A 14796-nucleotide genomic window follows, 5' to 3' on the forward strand; every position below is an offset into this window, starting at 1 on the left:
CGCACGATCGGCAAACTCGTACGATTTCGTATAACTGTCAAATAGAATAACTGGCAAAACATATACCAAGTTTGGTATAGTGTTAAAAAATAGTACTTTTTTGCCGACGAATGGGAAATTTGGCCGTCATGGAGAAAATATATAACGATTATGTCAGCGAAGGCATTGAGATTCATTCCGACAATTTTCGCGACGACACACTACTGAAAGCCGGTCTGAAACTGAACCACCTGCGCATGATCGTCACGATCGAGGATCACGGACAGATTTCGGCGGCCGCCGAGACCATGAACATGTCACAACCTGCGGCTTCGCGCATGCTTTCCGAAATGGAGTCGATCGTCAAAAGTCCGCTTTACGAACGGGTCGCCCGCGGCGTCGTGCTGACCCCTTTCGGCCTTGCTCTGGCCAAGCGTGCGCGAAAAATCCTGCTGGAGTTGCGCGAGGCCGGACGCGAGCTTGGCGCCTTGCGCACCGGCAAGGGCGGCGCTGTCTTCCTCGGCGCAGTCACCGCCCCGGCCATCAGCCTTGTCGTGCCGGCGATCCAGCGGGTGACGCGCGCCTATCCCGGCATCGAGATCAACATCGAAGTCGAGAACAGCAATGTCCTGGCGCGTGAGCTTCTGGCCGCCCGCCACGATTTCATCATCAGCCGCATCCCCGACGACCTCGACCCGCGCCTTTTCCTGGCCCATGAGATCGGCGTGGAAAAGGCCTGCCTCGTGGTGCGCAACGGGCACCCGTTGCTCGAAAAGGGCGTCGCCAGCCTGCAGGACCTCGCCGGTTACGACTGGGTCTTCCAGCCGCCCGGCACATTGCTCCGCCGCAAGGTGGAAGACATCTTCCTGACCGCCGGCGTGCCGCTGCCGGAAAACGTCGTCAATACCTCATCCTTGCTGCTGACCCTTGCCGTGGTGTGCAAGACGGATGCGATCGCCCCCATCGCACTCGACATGGCGCAATTCATATGCGGGCAGTCGTCGCAGGCTGGCGAATCCAGCATCCTGCCGATCGATTTCGATATCGATGTCAGGCCCTACAGCCTCATCACCGCTCGCGAGCGCGCCATGCCGCCAAGCGCCAGGCTGCTGCACGACATGATCCTGGAAGAGAGCAAGAACCTCTCCTTGCTATAGAGCACGCCCGCGAAATTGGGCGCCACAAGCTCCACGCCAACTCCCGCTCCTATTGAGATGGGCCTGGAGGCTGGGATGCTGTTCAAGCAATCATTGTTTCAATCCGTGCTCGACCGACTCGATTCCGAAGAGGAAACCTCGGAAGACGAGGAGTCTGCTCATCGAATCCGCGGCCTGAATGTCAGCTTTGCGGCAACGGTGCTTGGCGGCGAGACGCCTGAGGCGTATCGGGCTGACGCGGCGTATCGTGACAATCTTGGCGATCCGATCACCCAACCCGAACCGGAACCTGCGCCGAAAGAGCCGGAGCCGCCCGTCATGCCGGCTCATCTTTCGCGGACCTCGCGGGAAGACGTGGCAGCAGATCTGGCGATCACCTCCGACACGAGCCTGCATGCTCTCCACGAAAAACGCCGCAACTTCGCCAAGGCCAACCACCCGGACCGGGTGGAGCCGTCATTTCGCGAGCAGGCAACTATCCGCATGACGCTCGCCAATCAGCTGATCGACGAAGCCATACGCCGCCTCACGCGATGATCATTTCTTCTCGTCGATTGGCGTGTCGTCTTCGTCGGCATCGTCCTGCGGCGGTGCTTCGACATTTGCCGCAGGCGGCTGCGGCTTGAAATTCAAAAGCAGCATCCAGGCTGCGTATGCCCCCAGCGCACCGGACAGCATGGCCCAGAAGGGTTGCGAGCCGAGTGTCTCGACACCAGCCCACCCAAAACAGACAGCAACGATCAGAATCCGCACCCAAAGCGGCTTGTAGATGGGATGGCTGGGATCGATCAGTTGCATGGGTCTCTTTTGCCTGTTCAAGGAAACCTGTCTTAGCGCATGATCGGGAAAGCTGTGAAGCGGTTTGAATAAAATAAGGTGGCGTGGGCAAATTCCGGATAAGGCGGTATGCCATTATCATTTTCGGAATTGTGAAGGACAGGCGGCTTGACGCCGCCCTTAGAAGATGGAATGAAAATTCTATATAGATCATCATTCGGTTTATTTATTCCGAATCCAGGGAGGTAAAAATGACTGTCAGATTTGGACTGCTCGGTGCGGGCCGTATCGGTAAGGTGCACGCGAAGGCCGTCAGCGGTGACGCCAACGCCAAGCTCGTCGCGGTTGCGGATGCATTTCCGGCTGCTGCCGAAGCGATCTCCGCTGCCTATGGCTGCGAAGTGCGCACCATCGAGGCGATCGAAGCCGCCAAGGATATCGACGCCGTCGTGATCTGCACGCCAACCGACACCCATGCCGACCTCATCGAGCGCTTCTCCCGCGCCGGCAAGGCCGTCTTCTGCGAAAAGCCCGTCGATCTCGACGCCGCCCGCGTCGAAGCATGCATCAAGGTCGTTGAGCAGACCAAGGGTAAGCTGATGGTTGGCTTCAACCGCCGCTTCGACCCGCATTTCATGGCGGTCAAGAAGGCGATCGACGACGGCCGCATCGGCACCGTCGAGATGGTGACGATCACCTCGCGCGATCCGGGCGCTCCGCCCGTCGACTATATCAAGCGCTCCGGCGGCATTTTCCGCGACATGACCATCCATGATTTCGACATGGCCCGCTTCCTGCTGGGCGAAGAGCCGGTGGCCGTCACCGCAACCGCCGCCGTGCTGGTCGACAAGGCGATTGGCGAAGCCGGCGACTACGACAGCGTTTCCGTCATCCTCCAGACGGCATCCGGCAAGCAGGCCGTCATCTCCAACTCCCGCCGCGCCACCTACGGCTATGATCAGCGCATCGAAATCCACGGTTCGAAGGGAATGGTAGCGGCTGAAAACCAGCGCCCCTTCTCGATCGAAGTCGCCAATGGCGACGGCTACACCCGGCCGCCGCTGCATGATTTCTTCATGACCCGCTATACCGAAGCCTATGCCAACGAAATCGCCAGCTTCATCGCCGCTGTCGAAAAGGGCGCCACCATCACCCCATCCGGCGCCGACGGGCTCGCAGCCCTGAAACTGGCGGATGCGGCACTGCAATCGGTCAAAGAAGGCCGGCTGGTGAAAGTCGGCTGAACCAGGGCTTGGCCGCGCTCCAAACATGTATAATCGCAAAAGCCCGTCGCAAATCGTTTGCGGCGGGCTTTCGTTTTGATCCTGCCTGGAGGATTTCGAACGAATAGCTCTTGCAAATCACATAAGCGCGTGCTTATCTGTTTCCATGATCGAAAATGAGATATTCCGAGCTTTGGCTGACCCGACCCGTCGCGCAATCTTCGAGAAGCTTGCGGCAGGCGGCATGAACGCCAGCACCCTGCGTGAAGGCATGGAGATCAGCCAGCCGGCGATGTCGCAGCATCTTTCTGTTCTTCGCGGTGCCGGCCTCGTCAGGGAAGAGCGACAGGGGCGCTTTGTGAACTATCAGGTCGATCCTGAGGGATTGGCGCTTATAGCCCAATGGCTGGCGAAGTATCGCGCCTACTGGCCCGCGCGCATGGAAGCTCTCAAGGTCTTGCTGAAGGATATGGATCAATGAACGACGGAAAGACCGAAAAACGCGAGCACGACATCGAGCTCGAATACGACTTCGACGAACCGCCGCAAAAGGTCTGGCGCGCCATCAGCATCCCCGAATTTCGGGAAAGCTGGCTGCCGAGCGACGCTTTGGCCGATCCTGAAGCGACCTCGATCACGCCGGGCCAGGAAGTTCGCTACCGGATGAGGGATAACGCCCCGCCGTTCCTTGAAAGCACGGTAACGTTCACCGTTATCCCGAACGCATCAGGCGGTACAAGCTTGCGGATCATCCACACGCTTACCGACGCAAGGGTCGACCGGATGACGGGCGCCGCCGCAAACAGCAACGGCCCGCTTATGCTCGCCGCCTGACGCGACGAAGCTCTCACACGACAATTCTGAAAGATTGGAGTTCGCCAATGCGCGAAGCGATGCAACTCGTCCCTATGGTCGTTGAACAATCCACCAGCGGGGAAAGGTCCTTCGACATCTATTCCCGGCTTCTGCGCGAGCGGATCATCTTCCTCAATGGCGAGGTGAACGATGCCGTCTCGGCGCTGGTCTGCGCACAACTGCTGTTTCTCGAGGCGGAAAATCCGAAAAAACCGATCAGCCTTTATGTCAATTCGCCGGGCGGCGTCGTCACCAGCGGCCTTGCCATGTACGACACCATGCGCCACATCCGTGCGCCGGTGCATACGCTATGCATGGGAACCGCCCGCTCGATGGGATCCTTCCTGCTGATGGCCGGCGAGCCGGGCGAGCGTACCGCCCTGCCAAACGCCAGCATTCACATCCATCAGCCCCTGGGCGGCTTCCAGGGCCAGGCCTCCGACATGCTCATCCACGCCGAGGAGATCAAGCGCACCAAGCACCGCATGACGCGGCTTTACGCCGAGCATTGCGGCCGCGCCTATGAGGAATTCGAACGCGCCATGGACCGGGATTACTTCATGACGGCGGAAGAGGCATTGGAATGGGGCCTCATCGACCGCATCCTGCATGTTCGCAAGGAAGAGCAGGCCGAAGCTCTGGCGAATTGATCGCAATGGCGGCCGCGTGACCGCGACCTGCCCCATCGTGATTCCTCAGCCGGCTTCGCCACGCAGTTCGATGACCGTAGCCCCCTTCCTGACGATATCATTGTCGATGATCGAAAGGGCGCGGTTGAGATGCCCTTCGAAAACCAGGGTCTGCTCGTCGGCAACGACGCGCAGCTCGGGCATGCCCTCCATGCGCACGACATGCGATTCCGCCAATCCCTCGATCATGCCCTCGATGAGCAGGTCGTAGTAACGCACGCCCGGGCCGGTGATGACGATCGGCATGCGCTCATGCAGGCTCAACACCCGCGACAGGCCATTGCCGAGCGCCAGCCCCGCCTGGCGAAACGCCAGCACGTTGCGCCGCCCGCCATGCCGCGCACTGGCCGCGATCTTGTCCAGCTCGGCAATCGGAACGAACTTTGCCGGAATGGTATCGAGCGGCACATCGAAGGCCGTGCGAAGCATGGCGTAAAAACCGGCATAGGCCTCGATACATCCGCGCGCGCCGCAGCGGCAGAGCGCGCCGCCGGGCACATGCATCATATGCCCGAAGTTCGGCGCCGATATCTGGTGGCCACCTTCATCGTCGCGCCGCGCGATGCCAAGGCCGATGCTGTGGCCGAGCGACAGAGCCGTCAATGCCCGAAAATCCGACCCGGCCCTGTTCTCCTCCTGCTGCCCCAGCGCAGCCGCGACCAGCAGCGTCTCGTTTCCCAGAATGGTCTTCGCCGGCCACTCGTCGCGCAGCACAGCGGCAAAATCGATCTCGTCACGCCCGAAGATCGGCGACCAGCGCAGCACTGGCCCCGAGGCATCCACCAGGCCCTTGCTGCTGATCGAAATCATCAAGACCTTGTCGCGCGAAAGCTGCGAACGGGCGACAATCCGGTTCAATGCCTCGCGTAGACCCACTATGAATGAGCTGACGCCGGAGACTTCCTGTGGTCGATCTTCGCTGAAGCGGTCGATCAGCCGCCCGGTATAATCCACAAGCGAATATTGCACGGCATCCGAAGAGATGACGACGACGATGAGATAGCCGCAATCGCGCCGTTGCGAGAACAGGACGCGCGGCCGCCCGCGGCCGCTGGCCGCCTGTTGCTCGGCCTTTTCGATGATCTGCGCCCGCTCCAGATCGGCGGTGATAACCGATACGGTCGCAGATGAAAGCTTTGTGAAATCAGAAAGTTCGGTATGGGCGAGAGGGCCGTGCCGGCGCAGTGCCGACAGCACCAGGGCACTGTTTCTCTGACGGACCAATTCGGTGCTCGATTTGGCCAGCATCGTCAAGCCTCCTACTCATTCCACCCTCCCTCCGCATCTCCAGGTGGCTCTTTTCGGATGGCCGATGAAACCTGGCAGTGCGGGTGTTGACAGTTGAAAAAATCTCTGACACTAAATTTCTCGACTGTCGAGAAAATAATCCAAATCTTTCCTCGTCAGCATTATCGCGGCGGCCGACGGGAGCTTCAGGACACGCGCGGTCGCATTCACTCGGGAGGATAATATGAAAGCTTTTGTTAAGCTGGCTGCGGGCGCGGCCATCGTTTTGACCATGCAGACAGCGGCATTTGCCAAGGATCTGGTCGTTGGCGTTTCCTGGTCGAACTTCCAGGAAGAGCGTTGGAAGACCGACGAAGCCGCCATCAAGAAGGCACTCGCAGCAGCCGGCGCCAAGTATATTTCCGCCGATGCGCAGTCTTCCGCTTCCAAGCAGCTGACCGACGTTGAATCCCTGATTTCCCAGGGCGCCAACGCGCTCATCATCCTCGCTCAGGACTCTGATGCTATCGGCCCGGCCGTCGAAAAGGCCGCCGACGAAGGCATTCCGGTCGTCGGTTACGATCGCCTGATCGAAAATCCGGCCGCCTTCTACATTACCTTCGACAACAAGGAAGTGGGCCGCATGCAGGCTCGCGAAGTCCTGAAGGCAAAGCCGGCAGGCAACTACGTCTTCATCAAGGGCTCGTCGTCCGACCCGAATGCCGACTTCCTCTTCTCCGGCCAGATCGAAGTGCTGAAGTCCGCCATCGACGCCGGCAAGATCAAGAATGTCGGCGAAGCCTACACGGACGGCTGGCTGCCGCAGAACGCGCAGCGCAACATGGAACAGTTCCTGACTGCCAACAACAACAAGGTTGACGCGGTCGTCGCTTCCAACGACGGCACCGCCGGCGGCGCTGTTGCTGCTCTCGACGCCCAGGGTCTGGCCGGCTCCGTTCCGGTTTCCGGCCAGGACGCCGACAAGGCTGCCCTGAACCGCATCGCGCTCGGCACGCAGACCGTTTCGGTCTGGAAGGACTCGCGTGAGCTCGGCAAGCGCGCCGCTGAAATCGCCCTGTCTCTTGCCGGCGGCAAGACCCAGGACCAGATCGACGGCGTCCAGACCTTCAACGGCGGCCCGAAGCATGTTGCCATGAAGTCCGTCTTCCTGACCCCGATTGCTATCACCAAGGACAATCTGAACGTCGTCATCGACGCCGGCTGGATCTCCAAGGCTGAAGCTTGCCAGGGCGTAAAGGCCGGCAGCGTTGCTGCTTGCAAGTAAGCAAGAGACCTTTGACGGGTTGACCCGAATGTAATGCCGACGCCGCAAGGGACTTTCCATTGCGGCGTCGAACGCGGATAGGAAGCAGACATAAGTCCGTATGCAACGGAAATGTCGGGTTCCCGTATTTGAGTTGCGTCATCGCATATCCGATCGGCCTGCCGGATGGCGGCCGTGGAACCGGAAAAAACCGGGTGGGCGGGCGATGGCGTCTATGAAGACCAGCGCGGATACTGCCAGCGAAAGACAAGAAAGCATTCGCGGGCCTGCGCCCAACAAGTGGGAGAACGGCAAAGCGATGGCCGACATGACACATTCCACAACATCGAGCGGTCCGCGCAAATCGGAGGAAGGCGCATTTACGCGCTTCCTGCGCGCCACCGAAATCGATACGCGCCTGCTTGGCATGATCGGCGCGCTGCTGATCATCTGGATCGGCTTTGACGTCTATACCGGCGGCCTGTTCCTGACCCCCAGAAACCTCTGGAACCTGTCCGTCCAAACCTGCGAGATCGCAGTGCTTGCGACCGGCATGGTGCTGGTCATCGTCACCCGCAACATCGACCTGTCGGTCGGTTCGCTGCTCGGTTTCGTCGCCATGATCATGGGCGTCATTCAGGCCAAGTGGCTGCCGCAATATCTCGGCTTCGACAGCTCGTGGACCTGGGTCATCACGCTGATCTGCGGCCTGATCATCGGAACCCTGCTCGGCACGTTCCAGGGCGTCATCATCGCTTTCTTCAACGTACCCTCCTTCATCGTCACCCTTGGCGGCCTGCTCGCCTGGCGCGGGCTTGCCTGGTATGTCACCAGCGGCCAGACGGTCGCTCCGCTCGACGCCACATTCCGCATCATGGGCGGCGGCGCCGAAGGCTCGATCGGCGCGACATGGAGCTGGATCCTCGGCATTCTTGCCTGCCTGATGATCGTTCTCGGCATTATCGGCGAGCGCCATCAGCGCAAGCGCTTCAACTTCCCGCGCCGGCCACTCTGGGCTGAATATTTCCTTGCCATCCTGGGCTCGGCCCTCGTACTCGGCACCATCTACATCTTCAGCATCTATTACTGGCCTGTCGGTATCGCCAAGAAATACGCGACCGAACATAATATTCCCTGGCCGGAAACCGGTCTCGACATCCCCTACGGCATCGCCGTACCCGTGCTGATCGCCGTCGGCATCGGCATTGTCATGACCTTCATCGCCACGCGCCTGCGTTTCGGCCGCTATGTCTTCGCCATCGGCGGCAATCCGGAAGCAGCCGAACTCGCCGGCATCAAGACCCGCTGGGTGACGGTGCGCATCTTCGCGCTGATGGGCCTGCTCGCAGCCGTCGCCGCGGCCATCTCCACGGCCCGCCTGAACGCCGCCGCCAATTCGCAGGGCACGACCTACGAACTCTTCACCATCGCAGCAGCCGTCATCGGCGGCACCTCTCTTGCCGGCGGCAGCGGCACGATCGCCGGCGCCATGCTCGGCGCCCTGGTGATGCAATCGCTGCAGTCGGGCATGGGCCTGGCCAATGTCGATACACCGATCCAGAACGTCGTCGTCGGCGTCGTGCTGGTCATCGCCGTCTGGCTCGACATCGTCTATCGCTCGCGCGCCAAGTAAAAGGAATTCTGAACCATGACGGATCAAACCACTCCGCTTGTGGAAATGAAGAACATTTCCATCTCCTTCGGCGGCATCCACGCGGTCGACAATGCCTCGGTGGACCTCTACCCCGGCGAAGTCGTAGCCCTTCTCGGCCATAACGGCGCCGGCAAGTCGACGCTGATCAAGATCCTCTCCGGCGCCTACAAGCGCGATAGCGGCGATATCCTGATCAACGGCGAGCCCGTCGATATCCGCAGCCCGCGCGACGCCAAGAAATACGGCATCGAGACGATCTACCAGACGCTCGCCGTCGCCGACAATGTCGACGCCGCTGCCAATCTCTATCTCGGCCGCGAGTTGCAGACCCGCTGGGGCACGCTCGACGACGTCGCCATGGAAGCCAAGGCCCGCGAAGTGATGGGGCGCCTCAACCCCAACTTCAAGCGCTTCAAGGAACCGGTGAAGGCGCTTTCGGGCGGCCAGCGCCAGTCGGTGGCGATCGCCCGCGCCATCCTCTTCGACGCCCGCATCCTCATCATGGACGAGCCGACGGCGGCGCTCGGGCCCCAGGAAACGGCGCAGGTCGGTGAGCTGATCAAGCAGCTGAAGAAGGAAGGCATCGGCATCTTCCTCATCAGCCACGACATCCACGACGTCTTCGACCTCGCCGACCGCGTCTCGGTCATGAAAAACGGCCAGGTCGTCGGCCACGCCCGCACCGAAGACGTCACCAAGGACGAAGTGCTGGGCATGATCATCCTCGGCAAAGTGCCGTCCAAGGCCATCCCCGGCCCCGGCGCGATGCGCGAATAGGCCGAAGCGCCCACCCACGACAAGAAGGCCGCGCGCCAAAAGCCCGCGGCCTTTCTCATTCAAAATCACCGATCTGCGCTTTCCTGAATTTTCCGCATTGATGCCAAGCGCTTCCTAGGCTAAGAACCAGCCATCGGACAGGCGATTCAACCCGCCTCAGGCATGCACCCGTAGCTCAGCTGGATAGAGTGTTGGATTCCGATTCCAAAGGTCACAGGTTCGAATCCTGTCGGGTGCGCCAACGTTTTCAAGCGGTTACCGTTAAGACCCATTCTTATAAAATGTCCGCGGGAAGCATATAGGAAGCTGTGGCGCGGCTGTGGCGCGCAAAATCACGTGGCACAGGGCGCAATTTCAAATGGCAACAGATACCTCTTTAAAGCCTGCCGCTCCAGCGAGCTTACCGGAGGTCGCGCCACGACAACTAATCGGCAGCGGTTCGAACGTTGCCGAACGCGAGGTTCGTGAATTTTGCTACGATGATAGGGCGCTTTCAGCTTTGTCATCGAGGGGCTCTTATCATAAAGCTCTGCCTATTAAACTTGTGAATATCCTCACGTGCCGAAGATGTCACGTTTCAGCTCCGCGTAAACAGCCATGCCGGGCTTCACTAACGGTGCCAAAGTGTTCCGAGCAAAAGCGGTTTGTGCGTTACCGACTTGAGTTAGGGCTAAGATGCGTTTCGCCTCAGTGTAGATCTTGCCGGCAGCAGACTTGATATCATCCGTGGGATTGCTACGGGCGCTGCTGGCGGCGATCGCCTGCGCCTTAGCGGCGAGCAGCGCCGACGCATCTCCTGGTTTGCCTACAGAAACACATAGCGCTGTCAGAACCTCATCATCATAGAGGTAGGACTCAATATGACGCCGACCCAGTACGGTGATGCCCTGATTGTTGTATGTCGTAATATCCGCTGGAGCATGGTCGTCGCGATCGATAAGCCGCCTCACATTCATGCCGGCCGCCACCTTTGGCAGTACAGCAGCGAGGCCTAGGAAGTCGCCGGCTACCTGATTGGAGCTGCCGGCAGAGATAAAGGTTACATCAGGCAATTCCTCAGCGAAGATTGTTGAGTAGACGCGTGCATCGTGCTCAGCGTTCCTCCCTTCAATCGGCCCTGCTGGATTGCCTTCACAAATCACAACCTCACGAGGTGCAATTAGAGTGGCTAGATCGTCCAGTGCGACATTCATGATGCTCTCCCAAAACGCGCGAGTCGGCTTGGAAGGGGTGATGGTCGTAGCCTTATCGAAATCGTGGCCACTGAAATCCAGGAAGACAATTGCATTCGGGTCGGCGTCGTATAGTTCCCGCGCTTTCCGCATCATGCCAATTGAGTGCGACGCGATCCATAGTTGCGACTCGCTCGGCAAAAGACCGATCAGTTCGCCGAGCAACGCACCTTGTATCTTGGTGCTCACGTGTGCCTCGGGCTCGTCGATGCAGTAGATAGCACGAGCATAGCTCTTCCGCTTTACAACGATGTCCAAAATTAGATCAAACGCCGCTTTCTCACCGCCTGATAGGTTTTTGTAGTCGAAGCTTTTAGTCGCTCCCTTTTCAAACTGAAACGTGCCATGTTCGAGCGGATTGCCAACACCGGTGAAAATCAGCCCTGGAAAGAGGCGGTTCAATGGCTCTCGGACTTCTCCTATAAGCCTATCCCTATAGTCGCCCATCGTCGTCGAAGCTGCCTCATTGATGAAGACATCCTCCAGCGCCTGGGCGGCCAACCGCCCATAGTTCTGACCGACGGTGGCATCACCTTCGATCAGACGTTGCACATTGAAGCTGTGGAGAATTTCAGGCTGACGGCTGAGTGAATTCGTTACAAAGTCCGGATCATTTCGATGAGCGGTGCGCACGTATAGCGAACCACGAGATAAAGGGATGTCCTCATGCGTGGTCAATTCGATCCTTTGATGAATCGCGTTATCCTTATCATCGAGCCTGTTGTAATACCGGAGATCTCCGCTCCAGCCGTACCCAACGATTGGCCTGTAGCGCGTCACAAGGCCATCGAATACAGAGGACTTGCCTGAGCCATTCGGCCCGGCAAGCACCACTAGTTTCGCGTCAGGTGGAATATCTCGTATTTCGAGATCCTCAAATCGCCGAAATTTTTTCATCCTCATACTTGCAATGCGCACTGTCCACCACCCTAGCTGCCATTAACTAACGCATTGTATCGCGCAAAACGCGAAAGCAGGCTAGGTGCATGATGGCACCGGCATGGAAGGCCTTGAAGAAAATAGCATAGACGCCTGAGGTACAGGTTCCGTGCGGCTACCGGCCTCTCTTCAACCGCGACTAGCGTCGGTCTTCGCTTCGCGGGCGAGCCGCGCAGCGCGAAGCCTGGCGGTCTTTTCCCGAAGCGCTTGTTCGGCGGCGTCGATTTCCTCGACCGCCTGATTGCGCGCGAAGAACTGCGATTGAGCATTGCCGAATGCGATCTCGGCCTGTTGTCTGGACTTGCTGTAGGTCTGTGTCATGGATGTCTCCTCCCGACAGATGCAAGACTTGCTTGCGAAACGAAAGAAAGCCGGGCAATGCCCGGCCTTCCAAATAAACATGCTCTTCCCAGTGCCAGTACATCCGTGGTCAAAGGGTGAGCCGTTTTGATTAGGCTGCCTGCAGGTTGCAGGCCGACAACTTGCCCGACTTGACGTCGCGCTCGAGATCGTAGCCGATCTTCTGGCCTTCGACGATTTCGCGCATTCCAGCGCGTTCGACAGCCGAGATGTGGACGAACGCGTCAGCGCCGCCGTCGTCAGGCTGAATGAAGCCGAAGCCCTTGGTGGAATTGAACCATTTTACTGTGCCTGTGGTCATGATGAACCCTTTCAAAGCATAGATTGAGATACCGGAAGCAAAGCTTCTCGGACGGTGATAGCGATGGATTTTGAAAGGGAAGCTCGTTTAAGCGCGGTGCCAGTCGCGCGGTAACCAAAGTTCGGCAAGCAAAAGATCGACAAACCATCAGTAGCAGCATCCACCATGGAGTCAACCGATAGTTTTCCCGGTCGCAGAGCTGGTGATTGCAGATTTCGCTTCAGGGCTCACAGCGAAGCGAATGCCGGGCCACCGGCTCGACGTTTGACCAACTGGACCAGCAAGGGCGAGTTTTGCTAAACTCGAATATGCACCAGCCCCTCTCAACAAATCACAGGCACCCCCTCATGCCGAAGATCGATGTTGCCGCCATACCGAAGATCAAGGGCACCCGTTATCCCGCGCCATTCAACGATCCCTGTACCGAGCGCATTCGGCAGCGGCTGGGCGATGCCGGCGGGCTCACCGATTTTGGGGTCAATCTCATGCGGCTGCCACCGAGCAATTGGTCGAGCCAGCGGCATTGGCATTCGCAAGAGGACGAGTTCGTCTATGTGCTGGAGGGCGAGTTGACGCTTATCGAGGATGGCGGCGAGACGGTGCTGCGCGCCGGCGATTGTGCGGCCTTCCCGAAGGGGTCCGGAAACGGGCATCACCTGATCAACAAGTCGGACACAACAGCCATCTATCTCGAAGCGGGGACACGCTCGCCGACCGACCTCATCACCTGCTCCGATATCGACATGATGAGCTCCAGCACGGATGGACGGTTCGTGCACAAGGATGGCATGCCCTATCCCGACGGCTAGGCCGAGAGCGCTTCCGGCCCGCAGGAGAACAGATGCGTCGGCGCGCCATGCAGCATCACGTCCCGCCTGAAGCCGAAGCCGCATTTCTCCAGCACGCGGCGCGAGGCCAGGTTGACGGGGCGAACGAGGCCGATCACCCGCTTGGCGCTCAAGTCACTGAATGAGAAGGCCAATGCCTCCCTGACAAGTTCTGTCGCGTAGCCGCTTCCCCAGCAATCGGGATGGAGATGATAGGATATGTTGAGCCCGTCAAACTCCGTCGAGACGGTGACGCCGCCGAAGCCGATCAGCCGACCCTCCGCCTCGACCGCCCAGCGGCCGAAGCCATGCAGGCGCCAATGTGCCCTATCGCGGGCAAGGCGCCGGGCGCTCTCTTCCGGTGAATCAGGCGTTGGGTCGGGCCGGTGGACGACAAGCTCGGGGCGGGAAAACAGCTCGGTGAGGAAGACGAGATCCCCGTCTTCCGGCGCACGCAGAGACAGACGTTGTGTATGCCGAACCATGAGGAGCGCCTTCGAAAAGGGTTAGACCGCCTCGGCCAAGACAGGCGGGTCGTAGCAGCAAGCGTCGGTGGAGACGCCCATACTGCAGCCGCTTGCTCTCAGCGCATCCGTCACCACCTCGACGAACAGGCGGCGTAGCCACACTGCGCGGCTGTCGGCCTGGTCGACACGTCGATAGAGCATGGTCACGGGGTCGGCCGGCAGATCGAGGGGCGGCACCGAGATTGCCAGGTCGTGCAGCTTCGCCATGCAGCGGGCAACGGATTCCGGCACGGTCGCAATCGCCGGAATGGCCTGCAGGGTCATCGGCAAAGCCGAAAAACGCGGCGCAGTCGCCACCACCTGACGACGATGGCCGAGGCGCGCGAGAGCGGCATCCACATTCGTGGCTATGGTGCCTTCGATGGAGACGATCACATGCGGCGCATTGGCAAAATGCTTGAGGGTGAGCGGTGCCGCGCATTTCAGATGGCGGGGGTCGTAGATGCAGAGCGACGCCTGCTCGAACAGCGGCGCGCGAACATGCCAGGAAGCGGGCTCGTCATGCACGGAGATGCTGAAATCGTAAGCACCCTCGTCGAGCAGGCGTGCTGCATCGCGCCTGTCGAAGGCCACGCTGACCAGCCGCGCATTCGGCGCTTCCTGACGCAGCCTTGCCACCAGCGGCCCGAAGAAGGAGGATTCGAGATTGTCGCACATGCCGAGGCGGAACTCGCCCTGCCAATCCCTCGGATCAAAGGCGGCCGGCGGGCGAATGGCTCGCTCGATGCCGGAAAGCGCATCCTCGATCGCCGGCGCAATGGAAAGCGCCCGCGGCGTCGGCTGCAGACCGCGGCCGACACGCACGAACAATTCATCGTCAAGCGTTTCGCGCAACCGACGAAGTGCTGCGGAAAGACCCGGCTGACCGAGCAACAGGCGCTCGGCCGCGCGACTGACATTCCGCTCCTGCATCAGCACGGAAAAGGCGAGCAGCAGATTGAGATCGATTTTTCGAAGTGTCGCATCATTCATCATCGTCAGTAATACCTGACATGGTTACTATCAATT

Annotated in this window: 17 protein-coding genes and 1 tRNA gene; 11 read left to right on the forward strand and 7 right to left on the reverse strand. The window is 59.6% G+C overall.

The annotated features are described in order from the left end of the window. Positions 1-128 precede the first annotated feature (128 nt). Together ACQZ6F_RS09910 and ACQZ6F_RS09915 are read left to right on the forward strand one after the other, a co-directional pair. Positions 129-1136: a LysR family transcriptional regulator gene (locus ACQZ6F_RS09910; protein WP_077471885.1), complete on the forward strand. Its 1008-nt coding sequence runs from the start codon at positions 129-131 to the stop codon at positions 1134-1136. Between the two features lie 75 nt (positions 1137-1211). After that, positions 1212-1673 (forward strand): hypothetical protein, encoded by a 462-nt coding sequence (locus ACQZ6F_RS09915; protein WP_449091934.1) that lies wholly within the window; start codon positions 1212-1214, stop codon positions 1671-1673. Here ACQZ6F_RS09915 and ACQZ6F_RS09920 read toward each other — a convergent pair whose 3' ends face one another. Further along, a complete protein-coding gene (locus ACQZ6F_RS09920) occupies positions 1674-1934 on the reverse strand; it encodes a hypothetical protein (RefSeq protein WP_068401274.1) in 261 nt (86 codons plus the stop codon). It abuts the gene before it with no gap. Positions 1935-2164: 230 nt separating this feature from the next. On the opposite strand from ACQZ6F_RS09920, the gene iolG reads away from it, so the two are divergent. The 4 genes from iolG (at position 2165) to ACQZ6F_RS09940 (ending at position 4641) form a co-directional block, all read left to right on the forward strand. Then, complete coding sequence (gene iolG / locus ACQZ6F_RS09925; RefSeq protein WP_077471887.1) at positions 2165-3157, forward strand: inositol 2-dehydrogenase; 993 nt, start codon at positions 2165-2167, stop codon at positions 3155-3157. A gap of 145 nt (positions 3158-3302) precedes the next feature. Beyond that, entirely contained in the window at positions 3303-3617 is a 315-nt protein-coding gene (locus ACQZ6F_RS09930) for an ArsR/SmtB family transcription factor (RefSeq protein ID WP_077471888.1), read from the forward strand. Further along, complete coding sequence (locus tag ACQZ6F_RS09935) at positions 3614-3970, forward strand: SRPBCC family protein (RefSeq protein WP_077471889.1); 357 nt, start codon at positions 3614-3616, stop codon at positions 3968-3970. Before ACQZ6F_RS09930 ends, ACQZ6F_RS09935 begins: the two co-directional genes overlap by 4 nt. 47 nt (positions 3971-4017) lie before the next feature. Then, on the forward strand, positions 4018-4641 hold the full coding sequence (locus ACQZ6F_RS09940) for an ATP-dependent Clp protease proteolytic subunit (protein ID WP_449091933.1): 624 nt from the start codon (positions 4018-4020) through the stop codon (positions 4639-4641). A 45-nt stretch (positions 4642-4686) separates the two neighbouring features. Here ACQZ6F_RS09940 and ACQZ6F_RS09945 read toward each other — a convergent pair whose 3' ends face one another. Continuing rightward, the gene (locus ACQZ6F_RS09945; RefSeq protein ID WP_449091932.1) at positions 4687-5928 is read right to left on the reverse strand and encodes an ROK family protein; all 1242 of its coding nucleotides are present in this window, start codon (positions 5926-5928) and stop codon (positions 4687-4689) included. Positions 5929-6151: 223 nt separating this feature from the next. On the opposite strand from ACQZ6F_RS09945, the gene xylF reads away from it, so the two are divergent. From xylF to ACQZ6F_RS09965, 4 genes are all read left to right on the forward strand, one after another. Continuing rightward, positions 6152-7192 (forward strand): D-xylose ABC transporter substrate-binding protein, encoded by a 1041-nt coding sequence (gene xylF, locus ACQZ6F_RS09950; RefSeq protein WP_068401291.1) that lies wholly within the window; start codon positions 6152-6154, stop codon positions 7190-7192. Positions 7193-7490: 298 nt separating this feature from the next. Beyond that, the gene (locus tag ACQZ6F_RS09955) at positions 7491-8804 is read left to right on the forward strand and encodes a sugar ABC transporter permease (protein WP_077471924.1); all 1314 of its coding nucleotides are present in this window, start codon (positions 7491-7493) and stop codon (positions 8802-8804) included. Between the two features lie 15 nt (positions 8805-8819). Beyond that, positions 8820-9602: an ATP-binding cassette domain-containing protein gene (locus ACQZ6F_RS09960; RefSeq protein ID WP_449091931.1), complete on the forward strand. Its 783-nt coding sequence runs from the start codon at positions 8820-8822 to the stop codon at positions 9600-9602. A gap of 164 nt (positions 9603-9766) precedes the next feature. Then, positions 9767-9843, forward strand: a tRNA-Arg gene (locus tag ACQZ6F_RS09965). Positions 9844-10156: 313 nt separating this feature from the next. Here ACQZ6F_RS09965 and ACQZ6F_RS09970 read toward each other — a convergent pair. The 3 genes from ACQZ6F_RS09970 to ACQZ6F_RS09980 form a co-directional block, all read right to left on the reverse strand. Next, the gene (locus tag ACQZ6F_RS09970; protein WP_449091930.1) at positions 10157-11731 is read right to left on the reverse strand and encodes an AAA family ATPase; all 1575 of its coding nucleotides are present in this window, start codon (positions 11729-11731) and stop codon (positions 10157-10159) included. A 171-nt stretch (positions 11732-11902) separates the two neighbouring features. Then, positions 11903-12094 carry a hypothetical protein gene (locus ACQZ6F_RS09975; RefSeq protein WP_449091929.1) on the reverse strand — a complete coding sequence of 64 codons (192 nt, stop codon included), beginning with the start codon at positions 12092-12094 and terminating at the stop codon, positions 11903-11905. A gap of 130 nt (positions 12095-12224) precedes the next feature. Beyond that, positions 12225-12434 carry a cold-shock protein gene (locus ACQZ6F_RS09980; protein WP_077471897.1) on the reverse strand — a complete coding sequence of 70 codons (210 nt, stop codon included), beginning with the start codon at positions 12432-12434 and terminating at the stop codon, positions 12225-12227. Positions 12435-12781: 347 nt separating this feature from the next. On the opposite strand from ACQZ6F_RS09980, the gene ACQZ6F_RS09985 reads away from it, so the two are divergent. Next, entirely contained in the window at positions 12782-13243 is a 462-nt protein-coding gene (locus ACQZ6F_RS09985; RefSeq protein ID WP_449091928.1) for a cupin domain-containing protein, read from the forward strand. Here ACQZ6F_RS09985 and ACQZ6F_RS09990 read toward each other — a convergent pair. Next, positions 13240-13746, reverse strand: a complete 507-nt coding sequence (locus ACQZ6F_RS09990) for a GNAT family N-acetyltransferase (protein WP_449091927.1) — start codon at positions 13744-13746, stop codon at positions 13240-13242. The genes ACQZ6F_RS09985 and ACQZ6F_RS09990 overlap by 4 nt on opposite strands. A gap of 21 nt (positions 13747-13767) precedes the next feature. Next, on the reverse strand, positions 13768-14763 hold the full coding sequence (locus ACQZ6F_RS09995) for a LysR family transcriptional regulator (RefSeq protein ID WP_449091926.1): 996 nt from the start codon (positions 14761-14763) through the stop codon (positions 13768-13770). Positions 14764-14796: the final 33 nt, after the last annotated feature.

This window comes from Rhizobium sp. A22-96 (assembly GCF_053521805.1).